We start from the raw sequence: 18,405 nt of genomic DNA, 5'->3' as shown, positions 1-18,405 counted from the left end.
TCGCCTCGCACAAGTCCCTCGTCGCGACCCTCACCAGCGGAACCGTGGTCGCGGCGCTGGTGGCCGTGGCCGCGGTCGCGTCGACGGGCTACACGGCGCAGAAGGTCGATCTCGACGACGCGACGGTCTGGGTCACCAGCGACCTCCATCAGGCCGTCGGCCGGGCGAATCCCCCAGGTCGGCGAGCTCAACACCGCCATCCGGATGGAGTCGGGCTCCCTCTCGGTGAGCCAGAACGGCCAGACCGTGGTGGTGAGCGACCTCGGCGGCGGAGAGGCGCGCATCCTCGACACCTCGGGAGCCGTGGTGGCCGACACGGTGTCGCTCCCGGTGGGAGACGTGCGGATCGCGCTGACCGCCTCCGTCGCCGTGATCACCTCCCGCACCACGGGTGACGTCTGGCTCAGCACCCCTGAAGCACTGGCCGCGTTCGACCCGGCGGGGCCGGCCGATCTCACCCTCGGCGCCGGGGGCGACACCGTCGTCGCCGACGACGGCACGGTGTTCGCGGTCTCGGCCGCGACCGGAGCGGTGTTCGCGGTCGATCCGGCGGCCGGTGGAGCGGATGCCCCGTCGACGCCGGTCGCGGTCGACCCGTCCGACGACCTCTCGATCACCGCGGTCGGCGACCGCTGGGTCGTGCTCGACCGAACCGCCGGCCGTCTGCTCACCGCGAGCGACTCGTTCCCGGTGGAGCTCCCGGTCGGTGCTGACGAGTCATGGCTGCAGGCCGCGTCCACGGCCGCGCCGGGCGTGCTCGTCGCCACGGCCGAGGCGCTGATCGACTTCTCGCTCGCCGATGGTTCGGCGACGGCGCTCTCGTCGGGCCACACGGGGCGCTCGGCGTCCCCGGTCGAGGTCGACGGATGCTGGCACGCCGGCTGGTCCGACGGCCGGTCGTGGCTGCGCTGCGGCGACGACGAATCCGTCGAGGGCACACTGGAGGGTGCCACGAGCGCCGACGCCCTCGTCTTCCGCACCGACGGTCGGGGAGGCGTGCTGCTGAGCGACACGGTCACGGGGCGCTCCTGGGACGTCACGCGCGACAACGCGCCGATTGACAACTGGGACGACCTGCTGCCCGACACGGCGGCCGAGGAGCAATCGAACGAGACGGTGACGGATCAACCGGTCACGGTCGATCCGACCCAGCGTCCGCCGGTCGCCGTCGACGACGAGCTCGGCGCTCGTCCCGGCCGCTCGACGGTGCTCCCCGTGCTGCTCAACGACTACGACCCCAACGGCGACGTGATCGTGATCGACGAGGTGCGTCTGCCCGACGGCGTGGACTGGACGGTGCAGCGCATCAGCGACGACCAGCAGCTCCAGCTCACCCTCCCGCCCACGGCGAGCGGCGAGGTCTCCTTCGGTTACACCATCTCCGACGGGCGCGGAGGAACGGCCGACGCCACGGTGCGCGTCGCGGTGCGGTCGCCCGACGAGAATTCGCCGCCCGTGCAGAGCAACCGCGCCGGGATCGACGTCGCGGTCGGCGGCCGAGCCGACTCCGACGTCCGCAGCGATTGGTACGACCCCGACGGCGACGCGTTCTACGTGCAGTCCGCCGCGACGGCGGCACCGGATGTCGTCACCTTCACCCCCGAGGGTGTCGTCACCTTCACCGACGCCGGGCAGTCGACGGGAACGAAGGAGGTCTCGCTCAGCGTGAGCGACGGTCAGGCCGCCACCACCGGAACGATCGGTGTCGCCGTGCACCAGCCGGCCGACGTGCCGCTGGATGCCGAGGGCTTCGTGGTGCTCGCGAAAGTCGGGCAGCCCGTGCAGCTGAGCCCGCTCGAGCACGTGAGCGGCGGTTCGCCCGCGCTGCGGCTCTCGAACGTGCCTGCCCACGAAGGGTTCGAGATCACGCCCGACTACGCCGGCGGCACCGTGCGCATCACGGCGCAGGCGGCGGGCTCCGACACCATCGACTACGCGGTGTCCGACGGCGCGAAGACCGCATCCGGCGTCATCCGCGTCATCGCCACCCTTCCGCCGGATGCGAACACCCGACCGGTCACGGTGCCGCACGCCGCGTTCGCCCGGCAGAACACGAGCGTGCTGGTCGACGTGCTCGCCACCGACTTCGACCCGGCCGGAGGCGTGCTGATCGTGAGCGGTGTCGACGGCGTCTCGGCCGCTGACGGCCTGCGCGTCGAGATCATCGATCAGCGGATGATCCGGGTCACCCTCACGAGACCGCTGGAGAGCGGCAGCTCCTCCTTCGCCTACACCGTCACCAACGGACTGGCCGACGCGCAGGGTTCGGTCAGTGTCGTCGAGATCCCCGAACCGGCCCAGCGCCAGCCCCCGGTCGCGGTGCCCGACACCGCGTCGGTGCGGGTGGGTGACGTCGTCGACATCCCGGTGCTCGCGAACGACGTTCACCCCGACGGCGACTCCCTCACGCTCGCGCCCGAGCTCGTGCAGACGCTCGGCGCCGACTCCGGCCTGCTCTTCACCTCCGGCTCCCGGCTGCGCTACCTCGCGCCCGAAACCCCGGGTGACTTCACCGCGGTCTACCGCGTCGACGCACCCGACGGTCAGTGGGCCACCGCACCGGTCACGATCAGCGTGCGTGAGGCGGATGCCACGGCGAACGCCGCGCCCGTGCCGCAGCAGGTCACGGCGCGGGTGATCGCGGGGGAGACGGTACGCATCCCGATCCCGCTCACCGGTATCGATCCCGACGGCGACTCGGTGCAGTTCCTGGGCATCGACTCCGTGCCCGACAAGGGGACGGTCTCCGGCACCGGCACCGACTGGATCGAGTACACCGCCGGCGACTACTCGACCGGCACCGACGACTTCCGCTACAGCGTGGTCGATCGGCTCGGCGCGCGCGCCTCCGGCACGGTCCGCGTCGGCGTCAGCGCTCGCCTCGACGGCGCCCGCAACCCGGTCGCGACGCCCGACGAGGTGCTGGTGCGCCCCGGCAAGACCGTGCTGGTGCGGGTGCTCGAGAACGATTCCGATCCCGACGGCGGCGCTCTGACGGTGACAGATGCCACCCCCGTCACCGAGGGGGCGACGGCCACGATCGTCGACGACATGCTCTCGATCGTCACGCCCACGACGCCCGGCCGCTACGGCTTCATCTACACGATCGCGAACGCGCGAGGGGGGACGAGTTCGAGCTTCGCCACCGTCGACGTCAGCGCCGATGCCCCGTTGGCGCGCCCGCAGGTGAGTGACACCGTGCTCTCGCTCACCGACATCCTCGACAAGAGCAGCGTCGAGGTCGACGTGCTCGACAACGTGTTCTTCGCAGAAGGCCCGGCCGGCGAGCTATGGCTCTCGGTGCTCCCGGCCTACGCCTCGGTCGCGCAGGTCGATCATGGACGGGTGCGTGTGACGGTGAAGCCGCAGCGGCAGGTCATCCCGTTCTCCGTGGCCCATCCCGACGACCCGAACGTGCGCTCGAGCGGCTTCATCTGGGTGCCCGGCACCGACGACGCGCTGCCCCAGCTGCGCCCGGATGCTCCGAAGTTGACCGTGCAGAGCGGCAGCACCCTGAGGATCGCGCTGAACGACTACGTCGTGGCCGTGGGTGGCCGTCAGGTGACGATCACCGATCCGAACTCGGTGCGAGCGACGCACGCCGACGGGTCACCGCTGGTCGCCGACTCCCGCTCCCTGGTGTTCCGGAGCGCCGACAAGTACTTCGGCCCGGCGTCGATCTCGTTCGAGGTGTCCGACGGCGGGGGAGCGTCCGCCCGTACGGCGACCCTCGTGCTCCCGATCACCGTCACGCCGCGCGACGACCAGCCGCCCGTGTTCACGGGCGCCACGATCGAGTTCGAGCCCGGCCAGCAGAAGGTGATCGACCTGAGCCGGCTCACCAGCTCACCGTCCGGCGCACTGTCGTCGTCGTTCCGCTACCAGTTGCTCGATCCGAAGCCCACGGGCTTCACGGCGCTGCTGCTCGGATCGACGCTCACGGTCACCGCCGACGTCGGAGCGAAGAAGGGCGCGCAGGGCACTCTCGCGATCGGTGTCGGCGACGGGGCGAGCGCGGGCACCACCGGACGGATCGACATGTCCGTCGTCCCCTCCACCAAGCCCCTCGCCGTGCCGGTGACCGACACCGTGATCGCCCCGCGTGGACAGACCACGACGGTCGACGTGCTCGCCAACGACGACGCCACGAATCCGTTCCCCCAACAGCCGCTCACGGTCGCCGCGGTGCGCGGAGCCGACGCCGGCTCACTGCCCGCCGGTGTCACGGTGGTGCCGAGCGCTGACAAGCGAGTGCTGCAGATCACCGTGGCTCCGGATGCGCCGCCCAGCGACGTGTCGCTGCAGTACCAGGTGCTCGACGGCACAGGTGACCCTGATCGCGCCACCTGGGGAACCGTGCGCATCGCGGTGCAGGACAGGCCCGGCCCGGTCACCGGCCTCACCGTCACCGGGTTCGGCGACCGCACCGTCTCGGTCTCCTTCGCCGCCGGACCGTCGAACAACTCGCCGATCACCGGCTTCGACGTCGTGACCCGCACCGACTCCGGTTCGGCGATCGTGAGCCAATGCGCCAGCACGAGCTGCGTGGTCGGCACACCCGGCAATGGTCCCGGCAACGCCGTCACCGTGAGCGTGGCGGCGAAGAACGCCATCGGCAGCTCGGATGCCGCGAACTACGCCACCCCCGTCTGGTCCGACCTGCTCCCGTCGGCACCGGGCGCGGTCACCGTCGCCCCGCGCGACGGCGCCCTCGACGTGCGCTGGAACACGTCCACCGTCGGTCAGGGCGGCTCCGCGGTGCGCGAATACGACGTCAGCGCCGACGGACGCGCGGTCGCCACGCTGGATGCGACCGGGCCCGGATGCGATGCCGGGCACTGTCAGACCACGGTCACCGGCCTCGCGAACGGCCAGTCCAGCACGGTCACCGTCACCGCCCGCAACGGTGCGTATCCGGCGCTCGCCGTCTGGCCCTCGGCGAGTGCGAGCGGAACCCCGTTCGGGCCACCCACCGCCTCGACGGTGTCGGCCGTGGCCAACCTCGACAGCGGCCCGGGTTCGGTCACCATCTCGTGGCCGGAATTCGGCGGCAACGGCGACCGGGTCACCGGCTACTTCGCGCAACTGCTCGCTGAGGGTGTGACCTCGGTCCCCGACGGGGCGCAATCCTGCTCGGTCTCCTCTCCCGCTCCCGGTACCGTCGATCCGCCCCGATCCGGCGGCGACGTCGCGGCGCAGCAGAACCTGGGGGGAGACGCGCGCAGCGCCACCTTCGACGGACTCACCGAGGTCGACTCCACCTACTCGTTCGTGGTCTGGGGATACAACGCGGCCGGCTGTGTGGCATCCGCCGTGGCGACGACGGTCGCCTACCCGAGCCCGGGTCAGGTCGACGCGTCTGCGGTCGCCCTGTCGATGCAGCGGCGCGAGCGGGCGTTCGACGTGAGGATCGACTCGGCGCCCACGCCGAACGCGGTCACGAACCCGCGCTACTACGTTCGCCCGGTCGACGCCGGCGGCAGCGCGAACGGCCCGGCTGTCAGCCTCCAGCTCGGCAACTTCCCGCGCGAGCTCGCCGAAGGCGCTTTCGGTGAGCGGTACCGCTTCGTCATCCGTGCCTGCAACGTCTGGAGCGGGGTGGAGGTGTGCGGCCCGTATTCGGCGCCGGTCACCGCGCCCGAGCCGTCCGTCACCTTCCAATTCGCGCCGAGCCCCCCGGCCTGGAGCGGCGCGGCCTGGTCCTGGGCCACCGCGCCGCAGAACGGCTCCCTCCAACCCACGTACTGGTGCGGCTCGAGCGCGGTCTACCGCGCGAACAAGGATCACCCCGAGAATCTGCCCCAGGACCAGATTGTGGGCCCGAACTCCTGCACGCCCGGAGCGCCCGTCACGGGCGACGCGGCGCTGTATGTGCGGATCGGTCCGTTCGGGGATGTGTACTTTGGCTAGCGGAGAGGTGTGCACATGACGATGACGACCGAACAGGCGGTGCGGTTCGCCGACGTCTTCGATCGCCTGACCACCAACATCGAGCGCACGCTGCACGGCAAGTCGCACGTGATCCGGCTCGCTCTCACCGCCCTGTTCAGCGAGGGCCACCTGCTGCTCGAAGACGCCCCGGGCACCGGGAAGACCTCGCTCGCCCGCGCTGTGGCCGACAGCGTGCGCGGCACCAGCAGCCGCATCCAGTTCACGCCCGACCTGCTGCCGGGTGACATCACCGGCGTCAGCGTCTACGACCAGAACAGCGGAGCGTTCACCTTCCACCCCGGGCCGATCTTCGCGAACGTGGTGCTCGCCGACGAGATCAACCGGGCGTCGCCGAAGACCCAGTCGGCCCTGCTCGAAGTGATGGAGGAGGGGAGGGTCACGGTCGACGGCCGCGCGCATCCCGTGGGCGAGCCCTTCATGGTGGTCGCCACGCAGAACCCCATCGAGCAGGCCGGCACCTACCGGCTGCCGGAGGCGCAGCTCGACCGCTTCCTCATCAAGACCTCGATCGGCTACCCCGACCACGCCACCACGCTGCGCATCCTCGAGGGAGCGACGCACAAGGCGCACGGCGATCCGCTGCCGCCCATCATCACCGCAGAGGGCGTCACGCTACTGGCCGCCGAGGCCCGCACGGTGCACGTCGACGCCACCATCAACGACTACGTGTCCCGACTCGTGCAGGCCACGCGAGACGCCTCGGAGACCCGTCTCGGCGCCAGCGTGCGGGCCGCGCTGGCGCTCATCCGCACGGCCAAGACCTACGCGGCCTCGGACGGGCGGCATTACGTGGTGCCCGACGACGTCAAGTCGCTCGCCGGCCCCGTACTCGCGCACCGCCTGGTGCTCGATCCGGAGGCCGAGTTCGACGGGGTGACCTCGCTCGGCGTCATCTCGCAGATCCTGCTCGACGTCCCGCCCCCCGGGGACGTCTCGGCCGCATGAGCGGGCGCCGACTCCCGGTCGCGATCGCGTCGAGCGGGTGGGTCGTGATCGGGATGGCCGTCATCGGCCTCGCCTGCGGGATCGCCTTCGGCTGGACCGAGCTCCTGGTTGTCGGCCTTGTGGCGCTCGTCGTCGCCGTGGTCGCGGCGGGATTCCTGGTGGGCCGGTCGAGCGGACGGATCGAGATCGACGTCCTCGACCGCCGGGTGGTCGCCGGTGGGGCGGCCACCGTCGCGGTCCGGGTCACGAACGACTCCGCCCGACGCCGGCGGGCGCACCAGGCGGAATTCCTGGTGGGCGGGCGCACCGAGCTGATCCGCTTGCCGGCTCTAGCGGCGGGGGAATCGCGCGAAGTGCTCGTCTCCGTCCCCACGGTGCGACGCGGCGTGATCACCCTCGGACCGGTGACCATCGTACGGCGCGATCCGATCGGCCTGGCCCGGCGGGAATCCGTGCGCTCGGGCACGGCGGAACTCTACGTGCACCCGACGACGGTGTCGCTCCCGGTGAACACGACCGGCCTGCTGCGCGACCTCGAAGGCATCCCGACCGCCGATCTCACCGACAGCGACATGTCGTTCCACGCGCTCCGTCCCTACGTGCCAGGCGACGACCGCCGGCACATCCATTGGAAGAGCACGGCGAAGACCGGGACATTCCTGGTGCGCCAGTTCGAGCAGACCCGGCGCAGTCATCTGATCGTCCTGCAGTCGCTGAGCGCGGCCGACTACGCCTCGGAGGAGGAGTTCGAGCTGGCCGTCAGCGTGGTCGCGTCGATCGGGGTGCGCGCCGTTGCCGACGGCACCACGGTGTCGGTGTTCGCCGGTGAGGGCACCCGCCGTCGTGCCGAAGGCGGCGCGCGCCTGCGAGTGCGTGCGCCGCGGGAGCTGCTCGACGACCTCAGCGGCATCGAGGAATCAGCGGCGCCGCGGGCGGCGCGCCTGCCCGCCGTGGCGCGAGCGGTGGGCGAGTCGGCGCCGGATGCCTCGGTGGTCTTCCTGGCGTGCGGCTCGACGGTCACCGCTCGCCAGCTGCGGGCGGCCGCCTCGCATTTCGCGACCGGAGTCGAGGTGATCGCGGTGGTCGCCGAGCCGGAGGCCGAGGCGACGCTCGTGCGCATCGACTCCCTCCGCATCACACGGATCGGCTATCTCGACGACCTCGTCCGCACTCTGACCCGGGCGGTGGGCGTGTGACGACGTCGACGGAGCGCGCTCCCATCGCATCGACCTCGCGGATGCCGGCCGGCCGCATCCTCATCGCGGCGCTGGTGTTCGAGGTGCTCACCCTGGTGGCCGCAGCGGCCTGGTGGCCGATCTACGAGTCGCCCTCGTTCGTGCTGCTGGCGCTCGTGACCGTGACCGTCGGCGTCGGGATCGCGGCCGCCGGGGCTCGCTGGTCGTGGCCGAGTCATCTGGTGCTGCTCGCGACGATCCTGGCCTGGCTGCTCCTGGGCGTGCCCCTGGCTGTTCCGGCCAAGGCGCTCTGGGGTGTGCTGCCGACGCCGGGGGGTCTCGCCGACCTGGTGGTCACCACGGCGGCCGGCTGGCGCCAGCTCCTCACCATCGAGCTGCCGGTGGGGAATTACCAGGCCCTGCTGGTGCCGGTGTTCGTCGTCCTCCTCGTCGCCTCGGTGCTCGGCGTCTCGCTGGCCCTCCGCACCTCCCGACCCGCCTTCGCCGTCGTGGTCCCTGCTCTCGCGCTCGTCGCCGGTGTCCTCTTCGGAGGCGCCGTGGCGTTCGCACCCATCGCGGTCGGCGGCCTGTTCGCGGTCGTGGCGGTCGCCTGGCTCGTCCTCTCCCGCGTCCGGGTGCCCGGGCGGGCGGTGGCGGCGGCGGCCGGCGTGGTGGCGGCGGGCGTCGTGGTGGCGGTCGCCGTGACGGTCGCCCTCCCGGCACCCGACCGTGTGGTGGCCCGTGATGCCGTCGAGCAGCCGTTCGACGCTCGCGAGTACCCGAGCCCCCTCTCCGGATTCCGCGCCTTCACGAAGGAACCGCTCGCCGATGCCGTGGTGCTGACCGTCACGGGCGCGGAGCCGGGCGCGAGGATCGTCGTCGCACGGATGAACGACTACGACGGTGTCGTCTTCACCGTCGGGGGAGCGGAGCAGGCGAGAGCACTGTTCTCCCGGGTGCCCGAGCGGCTCGGTGGGCCGGAATCGGATGCTGCCTCCGTCGGCCGGGGGAGCACCGGGTCGACGACCACCGTCGACGTGCAGGTCGGGCGGTACGACTCGGTATGGGTGCCCACCACGGGCGACCCGCTCGCCGTCACCTTCGGCGGGCCGAACGCCGATGCCCTGCAGAACTCCCTGTACTTCAGCGCGGCGCTCTCGACCGTCGCCGATACGGTCGGGCTCCGAGACGGCGACTCGTACCGCCTCACCACACAGGACCCCTCCGGCGTGGTCGGCGGATCTGCGCCCGCCGATCTCGCGGCTCTCACCCCGGGGGGCGCACCGCCCGCGCCGAGCGACGCCGTTCCGGACGCGGTCGCCGTGCGGTCGGCCGAGTGGGCCCCGGCGTCGGCGTCGCCGGGAGAACGGCTGGCCGGCATCGTCGAGGGCCTTCGCGAGGGCTACCTCTCGGGATCCGGCGCCGGAGAGGTCTTCAGCCGATCCGGCCATGGAGCCGACCGCATCCAAGAACTCCTCACCGCGTCGCCGATGCTCGGCGACGACGAGCAGTACGCGGTGGCCGGCGCCTTGCTGGCCGAATCCGTCGGGTTCCCCGCCCGGGTGGCGATGGGCTTCACCGTGCCCGAGACTGCCGCCGCCGGCGCGTCGGCGGACATCCGGGGACAGGATGCGAGCGCCTGGACCGAGGTCTACACCGCCGAAGCGGGCTGGATGCCGCTCGACGTGTCGCCCGACCCGCGACCCATCCCCGACACGGCCCTCGACGACAGCTCGACAGCCGTGCAGCCACCCGACGTGATCCCCCCGGCCGCCGATGACCTCGACGATCCGGTGGAGGCGGCGCCGCTGCAGCAAGACGACGACGAACCCGCCCCCGCCGACGACGTGCTCGGCATCGTGCTGCGGATCGCAGCGATCGCCGGAGTGTCGCTCGCCGTCATCGCCATCCTGCTCGCCCCCTTCCTCGTCGTGCTCGCCCTTAAACGGAGGCGGCGCACCCGCCGGCGCACACAGGGAACGCCTCGGGAACGCGCAGCCGGCGGCTGGGCCGAACTGCTCGACACGGCCCGGGACGTCGCGGAGCCCGCCCCCGCGAACGCGACCCGGCGCGAGGCCGCACGTTCTCTCGGCGGTGATTCCGCCGTGCTGCTCGCGGAGCGGATCGACGGCGCCGTCTACGCGCCTGCCGACCCCGGTGAGCGGGAGATCGCGGAGATCTGGGCCGCCTCCGACACCGAGCGACGGCGACTGCTCCAGTCGCGCGGGCGCCTCCAGCGGCTGCTGGCCCGGCTGTCGACCCGGTCGTTGCGCACGTATCATGGCAAGGGAAAGAAGAGGCGGGACATCCGGTGAAGTGCAGAACGTGCGGCACGACCTTGACCGCGGGGGCTCTGCTCTGCGGCGAGTGCGGCACCTCCGCCATCGCTCCGCGGCCGACTCTCGGCGACACCGAGCGGCACGACCGCCGCGCCCTGCTCGAGGCGATCGCGCGCGAGGCACCCGGACAGGCGGCCACGGCCACCTCGCCGGGGGCACCCGCGGTGCCGGCGATGCCGGCGACACCGCTCGTCGACGACGTGCCGGTCGCCGCGGCGACGGCAGGGCCGATCGAGACGGGCGACGTGCCGGAGCCGGCGGTCGCCCGCAGCGGTCCGTTGTTCAGCCTGGTCTTCAGCACGGGCGAGAGCGTCCGCGTCTCGGGGAGCGGTCTCGTCGGTCGCAACCCGGCCGCGCGGGAGGGCGAATCGTTCGACTATCTGGTGCAGATCGTCGACCCGGAGCGGAGCGTGTCGAAGACCCACTTCGAGTTCGGCGTCGAGGGCGACCGGCTCTGGATCGCGGACCGCGGTTCGGCGAACGGTACCCGCCTCGGGCTCGACCTCGTCGACCCGATCGATCTGGTTCCGGGCGAGCGGATGCGCGTACCGCGGGGCACCCGCATCGGGATCGGCGACCAGTACGTCGACGTGCACTGAGTCCTGCACAAGCGCGCTCCTCGGAGATCCTCTCCACAGATCGGATGCGCGCCGCCGGTGACGCTCGCCTCTCGCGTTGACTGGATGCATGACCCACCAGCCCCGTTCCTACCTCCTCAGCCTCGGACTCACCCGCGCGCGGGAGCCGGTTCCCCTCGAGCTCGACGATCGCGGAGTCGGGCTTCTGCTGGCCGGCGAGCGACTGCCGGTGCTGGCCGTCGCCCGGTCCCTGATGGTGCAACTGGCGTCCCAGAGTGTGGCGCCGGTGCTCCTGCGGGCCGACGACCGCATCACGGTCGGCGGGGTGCCTGTGGTCGCACTGGGCTCGGAGGCGGCCGGGGGCCGCCCGCCGCCGCACGGCGACCTTCCGTGCCTTACTCTCGACGACGTTCCCTGGGCTCTGCTGCACGCTGATTCGACCGTGCGGCTGCGCTGTCAGCTGCTCTCGCGCGCCGAGTTCCCGACGCGACTGGAGGAAGCCGGGATGCGCGGCCGCCGGACTCGGGGTCGGCATGCCCGGGCAGACGAAAACGGAGGTATTTTCGCGTCATCAGCACTGATTTCGTAAAGAGTATGTTTCGATGTGCTGGTTTTCGTCGTGGACGCTGTCGAGAAAGCACCTCGTGTGCCAATATCAGACCTACCATTTTCCGAGCTCCGCAGCACCCGGAAACGTGGCTCGCACCCGACCTGGCACCCAAGAGGAAAGCGTGAAGAGGATGACCTTGAGACCCCCACAAGACCCGATGATCCTGCAGGCGATCCGGCACTCCCAGGCCTTGCAACGCGCACGGGCCCTGTCGCTTTCCCGTCGCGGTTTCCTCGGTGCGGCCGGGTTCGGCGCCACGGCTCTCGCTCTCGCCGCGTGCTCGACCGGTGAGAAGAAGGAACTCACGCCGGCGAAAGACGTCTCGGCCACGGAGAAGACGCTCATCTGGGACAACTGGCCCGCCTACATGGATGAGGACGACGACGGCAACTACCCGACTCTGATGGGGTTCGAAGACGAATCCGGTATCACGGTCACGTACAACGTGGCTGTCGACGACAACAACAGCTATTACGCCAAGGTGAAAGACCAGCTGGCGCTGGGTCAAGACATCGGAGCCGACACGGTGTGCCTGACCGACTGGATGGTGGCCCGCCTGGTGCGCAACGGCTACGTGCAGGAACTCGATCACGCGAAGATCCCGAACATCGCGAACCTGAGCCCGTCGTTCGCGAACCCCGACTTCGACGAGGGTCGCCACCTCTCACTGCCGTGGCAGGGCGGCTTCGCCGGCATCTGCTGGAACAAGGAGAAGGTGCCCGCCGGGCTGAAGAGCGTCGACGACCTCTGGGATTCGGCGCTCAAGGGCCGGGTCGGCGTACTCTCCGAGATGCGCGACACGATGGGCCTCATCATGCTCTCGCAGGGTGTCGACATCACCGGTGAGTGGGGCGACGACGAGTACGCGAACGCGATGGACGTGTTCACCAAGCAGGTCGACGACGGTCAGATCCGCAACATCAAGGGCAACGCCTACCTCAACGACCTGCAGAGCGAGGACACCTTCGCGGCCATCTGCTGGTCGGGCGACATCACCTCGCTCAACGCCCAGGCCGGCGACAAGTGGGAGTTCGCGATCCCGGATGCCGGCGGCACGCTCTGGAACGACACCTTCGTGGTGCCGATGGGGTCGGCCCACAAGGAGAACGCCGAGGCCGTCATGAACTACTACTACGAGCCGGAGGTGGCCGCGGAACTCGCTGCCTGGGTCAACTACGTGACCCCGGTCGTCGGGGCCAAGGAAGCCGCGGTCGCCCTCGACCCCGAGCTCGCGGAGAATCAGCTGATCTTCCCCGACGAGGAGACCCTCTCCACCGTCCACGTCTTCCGCACGCTGACGCCGCAGGAGGAGAACGACTACCAGGCGCAGTTCCAGAAGGTCCTGCTGGGCAGCTGATGGCCATCGCATCCTTCGCCGACAAGGGCGCCGACCTCGAACTGGTCGGCATCACCAAGCGCTTCCCGGGCTTCACCGCCATCGAGGCGCTCGACCTCTCGATCCCCGCCGGATCGTTCTTCGCCCTGCTCGGCCCTTCGGGGTGCGGCAAGACCACCACGCTCCGCCTGGTGGCGGGCCTCGAGGAGCCGACGGCCGGGCGCATCCTCATCGGCGGTAAGGACGTCACATCGACGAAGCCGTTCCAGCGGCCCGTCAACACGGTGTTCCAGTCCTACGCGCTCTTCCCGCACATGACCATCCTCGAGAACGTGGCGTTCGGGCTGCGGCGGCGCAAGGTGGGCGACCCGGTGGTGAAGGCGCACGAGGCGCTGCGACTGGTCGAGCTCGATCACCTGGCCACGAGGCGCCCGGCTCAGCTCTCCGGCGGGCAGCAGCAGCGCGTCGCGCTCGCCCGCGCCATCGTCAACCGCCCGGCGCTGCTGCTGCTCGACGAACCGCTCGGCGCGCTCGACCTGAAGCTGCGGCGTCAGATGCAGCTCGAGTTGAAGACCATCCAGACCGAGGTGGGCCTCACCTTCCTTCATGTCACGCACGACCAGGAAGAGGCCATGACCATGGCCGACACGGTGGCCGTGATGAACAAGGGCCGCATCGAGCAGATGGGTGCTCCGGAGGAGCTCTACGAGCTGCCGCGCACGGCCTTCGTGGCGAACTTCCTCGGTCAGTCGAACCTGTTCACGGGCCAGGTCACCGGAAGTTCGGCCGACGCGATCGTCGTCGACGTCGCCGGGGTGCCCATCACCGTGCCCCGCACCCGCGCCAAGCGGCACGCCGGCGAGGTCACGGTCGGCGTGCGGCCCGAGAAGGTCTCGCTGCTCACCGAAGCCCCTGCCCCCGATCCCGGGCGCAACGTGCTCGGCCCCGGCCGGGTCACGGATGTCTCGTTCAGCGGCGTCAGCACGCAGTACCTCGTGCTGGTCCCCGGCGTCGGCGAACTCACCGTGTTCGCGCAGAACATGGTGTTCGGCCCGGTCGTGCAGGAGGGCGCCGAGGTGTGGCTGTCCTGGAACGCCGACCACGGGTTCGGTCTGGAAGACGACCCGGCCGACGGTCCCCGTTTCGCGCCCGACGACTCGACCGAGTCGATCGCCGTGCAGCGCCGGATCGCGCTCGAAGAAGAGCTGGAACAGGCCTAGGCGGCACCGTGGCGTTCACCGCGTTCTCGTCCCAGGCCGTCGTCGAACAGGCGCCGCGAAAGCGCAGCTTCATCGCGCTCGTGCTCCTCTTGCCGGGCATCCTCTACCTGGTGCTGTTCTTCCTCGCGCCGCTGATCTCGCTCATCATCACCTCGTTCCAGCAGCCGGTGCTCGACGGCGACATCGGTGAGTACACGGCCGGGTTCCAATGGCAGAACTACGCCGATGCCATGGCGGAGTACTGGCCGCTGGTGCTGCGCGCCTTCGGCTACGCCCTCATCGCCACCGTGCTCGCGCTCGTGATCAGCTACCCGATCGCCTACTTCATCGGTGTGAAGGCGCGGCGCTGGCCTCTGTTGCAGAGCCTGATGCTGACCCTCGTCATCGCACCGTTCTTCATCAGCTTCCTGCTGCGCACGCTCGCGTGGAAGCAGATCATGTCGGATGAGGGGCCGATCGTCGTCTTCCTCAAGTCGATCGCCGTGCTCCCCTCCGACGGGCACCTCACCGGCACCGCCTTCTCGGTGATCTTCGGCCTCACCTACAACTTCATCCCGTTCATGACGCTGCCGCTGTACGCGACCCTCGAGCGCCTCGACACCCGGTACATCGAAGCGGGAGCCGATCTCTACGCGAGCCCCTGGACCACCTTCCGCAAGGTCACCATCCCGCTCTCGATGCCGGGCATCGTCTCGGGAACGCTGCTGACCTTCATCCCCGCGGCCGGCGACTACATCAACGCCAGTCGCGACTTCCTGGGCAGTTCGTCCACGGCGATGGTCGGCAACGCGATCGAGGCGAACTTCCTCGTGCTGCAGAACTATCCGATCGCGGCCGCCCTCTCGATCGTGCTGATGGCGGTGATCCTCGTCATCGTCGGGATCTACGTGCGCCGCTCTGGAACGGAGGACCTGATATGACCAGCGCCGTCCCCGCCAAGGCCTTCGAACAGGCGTCGTTCGAGCCCTCGCCCGCGTCGCGCCGGAGGTTCCGGATGCGCGGCATCGGTCTGCCGATCTACACCGTGCTGGCCCTGCTGTTCCTCCTCATCCCGATCGCCTACACCTTCGTGTTCTCGTTCAACGATTCGGGGAAGCTCAACATCGCCTGGCAGGGGTTCACCCTCGACAAGTGGCTCACGGTCTGCAACACCCAGGGGCTCTGCGAGGCGTTCGGCAACAGCATCCTGGTGGGGGTCGTCGCCACCGTGATCGCGACGGCGCTCGGCACCCTGATCGCGATCGCCCTGGTGCGCTACCGGTTCCGCGCCCGCTCGGCGATCAGCCTGCTGCTGTTCCTGCCGATGGCCACGCCCGAGGTGGTGCTCGGTGCCGGTCTCGCTGCCCAGTTCCTCACGATCGGGGCTGAGAAGGGTCTCGTCACCATCATCCTGGCGCACACGATGTTCTGCATCAGTTTCGTCGTGGTGACGGTGAAGGCGCGCGTGGCGAGTCTCGATCCCGCGCTCGAGGAAGCCGGGCGCGATCTCTACGGGTCGCCCACCCAGGTGTTCTGGCGTATCACGTTCCCGTTGCTGCTTCCCGGCATCGCGGCGGCCGCCCTGCTCTCGTTCGCGTTGAGCTTCGACGACTTCATCATCACGAACTTCAACTCGGGTGCCGTCGACACCTTCCCGAAATTCATCTACATCGCGGCCGCCCGCGGCATCCCGGCGCAGGTGAACGTCATCGCGTCCGCTGTCTTCCTGCTGGCGATCATCATCGTGGTGGTGGCCCAGGTGAGTCGCGCGGCACGGGCGAAGAGGCTGGCGCGCCAGGGTTGACGCCTGGGCTATGGGCAAGAACTGAGCGGGCAGAGCGGACGGGGTAGAGCCCACCGGGCGGTGCCGACGGGACGGAGCGCACCCCGCACGTGTTCTGGTCAGAGGTTCGGCGACACCATGACAGCGCCTACCGGTTCGCCGCGGCCCCACACGGTGAGGTCGAGTTCGGAGACCACGTCGGCGACCGCAGCCGGCTCGAGCGCGCTGTGTCGGGCGAGCAGGCTGAGCGCCACGAGCGTGGCCGGGCGCAGGTTCCCGTCGAGGATCTTGAGCGCCACCGTGGTGCCGTCGGGGGCGGCGAGCACCATCACACCGTCGGCGCCGAACTTCGCGAGAACGCCGAGGCGATCGATCACGATGCTGTTCGGGCGCCCAGGGCCCTCCACCGCCCACCCGTTCGCAAGGGCGGCGTCAACGAGCTGCCGAGCTGGTCCCTCCTCCGCGAGCCGCAGCCGGTGGTAGCCGCGTGCCAGCGCGGTCAACGACATCGCGTGCACCGGTGTGCCGCAGCCGTCGACCCCGGTGTGCACCACGGGCTCACCGGTGAGGCGCTCGACCGTGGCGAGGATGCGCTGCTGAAGCGGATGGGCGAGGTCGAGGTAGTCGGTGGTGCTCCAGTCGTTGACAGCGCAGGCGAGCAGCATGGCCGCGTGCTTGCCGGAGCAGGTCATGAAGAGGCGTTCGGGGTGGCCGCCGCTGCGGATCACCTCGGTGCGCGCCGCCGCATCGGCGGGCCAGTCGGCGGGGCAGCCGAGCGCGTCAGGGGTGAGGGCACCGAGTTCCAGGAGGGAACGCACCACGGCGATGTGCGCCGGGGTGGCGGTGTGGCTCGCCATGGACATCGCCGTCTGCACGGAACCGAGCTCGACGCCTGACTCCAGCACGGTGAGAGCTTGGAACGGCTTAAGGCTCGAGCGCGGATAGACCGGACGGTCGGGCGCGCCGATGCTCGCGACGATCTCGCCGCCGGGGGAGAGCACGACCGCCGAGCCCGCGTGCCGTGACTCGACGAAGCCGCTGCGGGTCACGACGGCGAGCTCGACCGACTCGGCGAGTGTCGCCGTGCCGGGCAGGTCCGTGTCGCTCATCGGGCGAGCTGGGCGAACGCCTCGTCGAGTACGCTGAGCGCGTCCTCGAGCAGCTCGTCGGAGATCGCGAGGCTCGGCAGGAAGCGCAGCACGTTTCCGTACGTCCCCGCCGTCAGGATGAGCACCCCGCGCTGCGCGGCGTAGGCGGCGATCGCGCTCACGGCTTCGGCGTGGGGCGTCTTGGTGGTCGATCCGGTGCCCGGCTCGACCAGTTCGATCGCCACCATGGCCCCGATGCCGCGCACGTCGCCGATGATGTCGTACTTCTCCTGCAGCGCCAGCAGGCCCGTCGTGAGAGTCTGCTCGATGCGGGCCGCCTCACCCAGCAGGGCGCCCTTCTCGATCTGCTCGAACACGGCGACCGCGGCCGCCGCCGCGACCGGGTTGCCGCCGAAGGTGCCGCCGAGACCGCCGGGCTGAGCGGCATCCATGATCGTCGCCCGGCCGGTGACGCCGGCGAGGGGCAGGCCGCCGGCGATGCCCTTGGCGGTGAGTACCATGTCGGGCACCAGGCCGAAGTGCGTGCTGGCGAAGTACTCGCCCGTGCGCGCCATGCCGCTCTGGATCTCGTCGGCGATGAACACGACCCCCTGCGCCGTGCACCACTCCTGCAGCGCGGGCAGGTAGCCCTCGGCCGGGACGACGAAGCCGCCCTCGCCCTGGATGGGCTCCACCACGAGGCAGGCGAGGTCGGCGGCGCCGACCGTCTTCTCGAGGTAGTTGATGGTGCGGGCTGCGGCCTCGGCGCCCGACAATCCATCGTGGTAAGGGTACGAGTTCGGGGCGCGGTAGACGTCGCCGGCGAACGGCCCGAAGCCGGTGGAGTAGGGAGCGGCCTTGAAGTTCATGGCCATGGTGAGGTTGGTGCGGCCGTGGTAGGCGTGCTCGAGCACGGCGACGCCCGAACGACCGGTGTACTTGCGAGCGATCTTCACGCCGTTCTCCACGGCTTCCGCACCCGAGTTCACCAGCACGGTGCGCTTCGCGAAGTCGCCGGGGGTGTGCTCGGCGAGCAGCTCGGCGACCCGCACGTACTCCTCGTAGGGCGTGATGGTGAAGAGCGTGTGCACCACGTCCTGCAGCTGCGAGGCCGCGGCGGCGACGACCGCGGTCTCGGTGTGACCGATCGTGGTCACCCCGATGCCGGCGCCGAGGTCGATGAACTGGTTGCCGTCGACGTCGACCAGCACGGCCCCGTGGGCCTTGGCGATGTAGACCGGCAGTGCGCTGGAGACCCCGGGCGGCACGACGGCCAGACGTCGCTCGTGCAGCTCCTGCGACTTCGGGCCGGGGATCGCGGTCACGATCCTCCGCTCCTGGGGAACCGAGTAGACGGGGGCCGCAACCGAGGCGTCGATGGTGTCAGTCATAGTCCGGCC

At 70.3% G+C, this 18,405-nt stretch carries 12 protein-coding genes; 10 read left to right on the top strand and 2 right to left on the bottom strand.

Annotated elements, in window-relative coordinates; genetic code table 11:
• Positions 1-204 precede the first annotated feature (204 nt).
• The 10 genes from ACFJGU_RS20960 (at position 205) to ACFJGU_RS20915 (ending at position 15,938) form a co-directional block, all read left to right on the top strand.
• A complete protein-coding gene (locus ACFJGU_RS20960; protein ID WP_382306305.1) occupies positions 205-5,910 on the top strand; it encodes an Ig-like domain-containing protein in 5,706 nt (1,901 codons plus the stop codon).
• Between the two features lie 15 nt (positions 5,911-5,925).
• The gene (locus ACFJGU_RS20955; RefSeq protein ID WP_382306304.1) at positions 5,926-6,897 is read left to right on the top strand and encodes an AAA family ATPase; all 972 of its coding nucleotides are present in this window, start codon (positions 5,926-5,928) and stop codon (positions 6,895-6,897) included.
• Positions 6,894-8,093 (top strand): DUF58 domain-containing protein, encoded by a 1,200-nt coding sequence (locus ACFJGU_RS20950; RefSeq protein WP_382306302.1) that lies wholly within the window; start codon positions 6,894-6,896, stop codon positions 8,091-8,093. Before ACFJGU_RS20955 ends, ACFJGU_RS20950 begins: the two co-directional genes overlap by 4 nt.
• Positions 8,090-10,387: a transglutaminase family protein gene (locus ACFJGU_RS20945; RefSeq protein ID WP_382306300.1), complete on the top strand. Its 2,298-nt coding sequence runs from the start codon at positions 8,090-8,092 to the stop codon at positions 10,385-10,387. Before ACFJGU_RS20950 ends, ACFJGU_RS20945 begins: the two co-directional genes overlap by 4 nt.
• Positions 10,388-10,410: 23 nt before the next feature.
• The gene (locus ACFJGU_RS20940; RefSeq protein WP_382306298.1) at positions 10,411-11,010 is read left to right on the top strand and encodes an FHA domain-containing protein; all 600 of its coding nucleotides are present in this window, start codon (positions 10,411-10,413) and stop codon (positions 11,008-11,010) included.
• 88 nt (positions 11,011-11,098) lie between these two features.
• A complete protein-coding gene (locus tag ACFJGU_RS20935) occupies positions 11,099-11,578 on the top strand; it encodes a hypothetical protein (protein ID WP_382306296.1) in 480 nt (159 codons plus the stop codon).
• Between the two features lie 151 nt (positions 11,579-11,729).
• Positions 11,730-12,956, top strand: a complete 1,227-nt coding sequence (locus tag ACFJGU_RS20930; protein ID WP_382306294.1) for a PotD/PotF family extracellular solute-binding protein — start codon at positions 11,730-11,732, stop codon at positions 12,954-12,956.
• Positions 12,956-14,155 (top strand): ABC transporter ATP-binding protein, encoded by a 1,200-nt coding sequence (locus ACFJGU_RS20925; RefSeq protein ID WP_382306292.1) that lies wholly within the window; start codon positions 12,956-12,958, stop codon positions 14,153-14,155. Before ACFJGU_RS20930 ends, ACFJGU_RS20925 begins: the two co-directional genes overlap by 1 nt.
• 8 nt (positions 14,156-14,163) lie before the next feature.
• A complete protein-coding gene (locus ACFJGU_RS20920; RefSeq protein WP_382306290.1) occupies positions 14,164-15,075 on the top strand; it encodes an ABC transporter permease in 912 nt (303 codons plus the stop codon).
• 74 nt (positions 15,076-15,149) lie between these two features.
• Entirely contained in the window at positions 15,150-15,938 is a 789-nt protein-coding gene (locus ACFJGU_RS20915; RefSeq protein WP_382310462.1) for an ABC transporter permease, read from the top strand.
• 98 nt (positions 15,939-16,036) lie between these two features.
• Here the strand turns inward: ACFJGU_RS20915 and ACFJGU_RS20910 are convergent, their stop codons facing one another.
• Together ACFJGU_RS20910 and gabT are read right to left on the bottom strand one after the other, a co-directional pair.
• On the bottom strand, positions 16,037-17,026 hold the full coding sequence (locus ACFJGU_RS20910; RefSeq protein WP_382306288.1) for an asparaginase: 990 nt from the start codon (positions 17,024-17,026) through the stop codon (positions 16,037-16,039).
• Complete coding sequence (gene gabT / locus ACFJGU_RS20905) at positions 17,023-18,396, bottom strand: 4-aminobutyrate--2-oxoglutarate transaminase (protein WP_382306287.1); 1,374 nt, start codon at positions 18,394-18,396, stop codon at positions 17,023-17,025. Before gabT ends, ACFJGU_RS20910 begins: the two co-directional genes overlap by 4 nt.
• Positions 18,397-18,405: the final 9 nt, after the last annotated feature.

The sequence above is a fragment of the Herbiconiux sp. UC225_62 genome, assembly GCF_042694625.1.
In the GTDB taxonomy this organism is placed as follows: Bacteria; Actinomycetota; Actinomycetes; order Actinomycetales; family Microbacteriaceae; genus Herbiconiux.
Note: the sequence above shows the minus strand (reverse complement) of the source record. Positions and strands in the feature narration are given on the sequence as shown.

Bases quoted from the DNA above. Each gene is read 5' to 3' on its own strand.
- ACFJGU_RS20960 (WP_382306305.1), top strand. From the start codon at position 205: ATGGAGTCGGGCTCCCTCTCGGTGAGCCAGAACGGCCAGACCGTGGTG.
- ACFJGU_RS20955 (WP_382306304.1), top strand. From the start codon at position 5,926: ATGACGATGACGACCGAACAGGCGGTGCGGTTCGCCGACGTCTTCGAT.
- ACFJGU_RS20950 (WP_382306302.1), top strand. From the start codon at position 6,894: ATGAGCGGGCGCCGACTCCCGGTCGCGATCGCGTCGAGCGGGTGGGTC.
- ACFJGU_RS20935 (WP_382306296.1), top strand. From the start codon at position 11,099: ATGACCCACCAGCCCCGTTCCTACCTCCTCAGCCTCGGACTCACCCGC.
- ACFJGU_RS20930 (WP_382306294.1), top strand. From the start codon at position 11,730: ATGACCTTGAGACCCCCACAAGACCCGATGATCCTGCAGGCGATCCGG.
- ACFJGU_RS20925 (WP_382306292.1), top strand. From the start codon at position 12,956: ATGGCCATCGCATCCTTCGCCGACAAGGGCGCCGACCTCGAACTGGTC.
- ACFJGU_RS20915 (WP_382310462.1), top strand. From the start codon at position 15,150: ATGCGCGGCATCGGTCTGCCGATCTACACCGTGCTGGCCCTGCTGTTC.
- ACFJGU_RS20910 (WP_382306288.1), bottom strand. From the start codon at position 17,026: ATGAGCGACACGGACCTGCCCGGCACGGCGACACTCGCCGAGTCGGTC.
- gabT (WP_382306287.1), bottom strand. From the start codon at position 18,396: ATGACTGACACCATCGACGCCTCGGTTGCGGCCCCCGTCTACTCGGTT.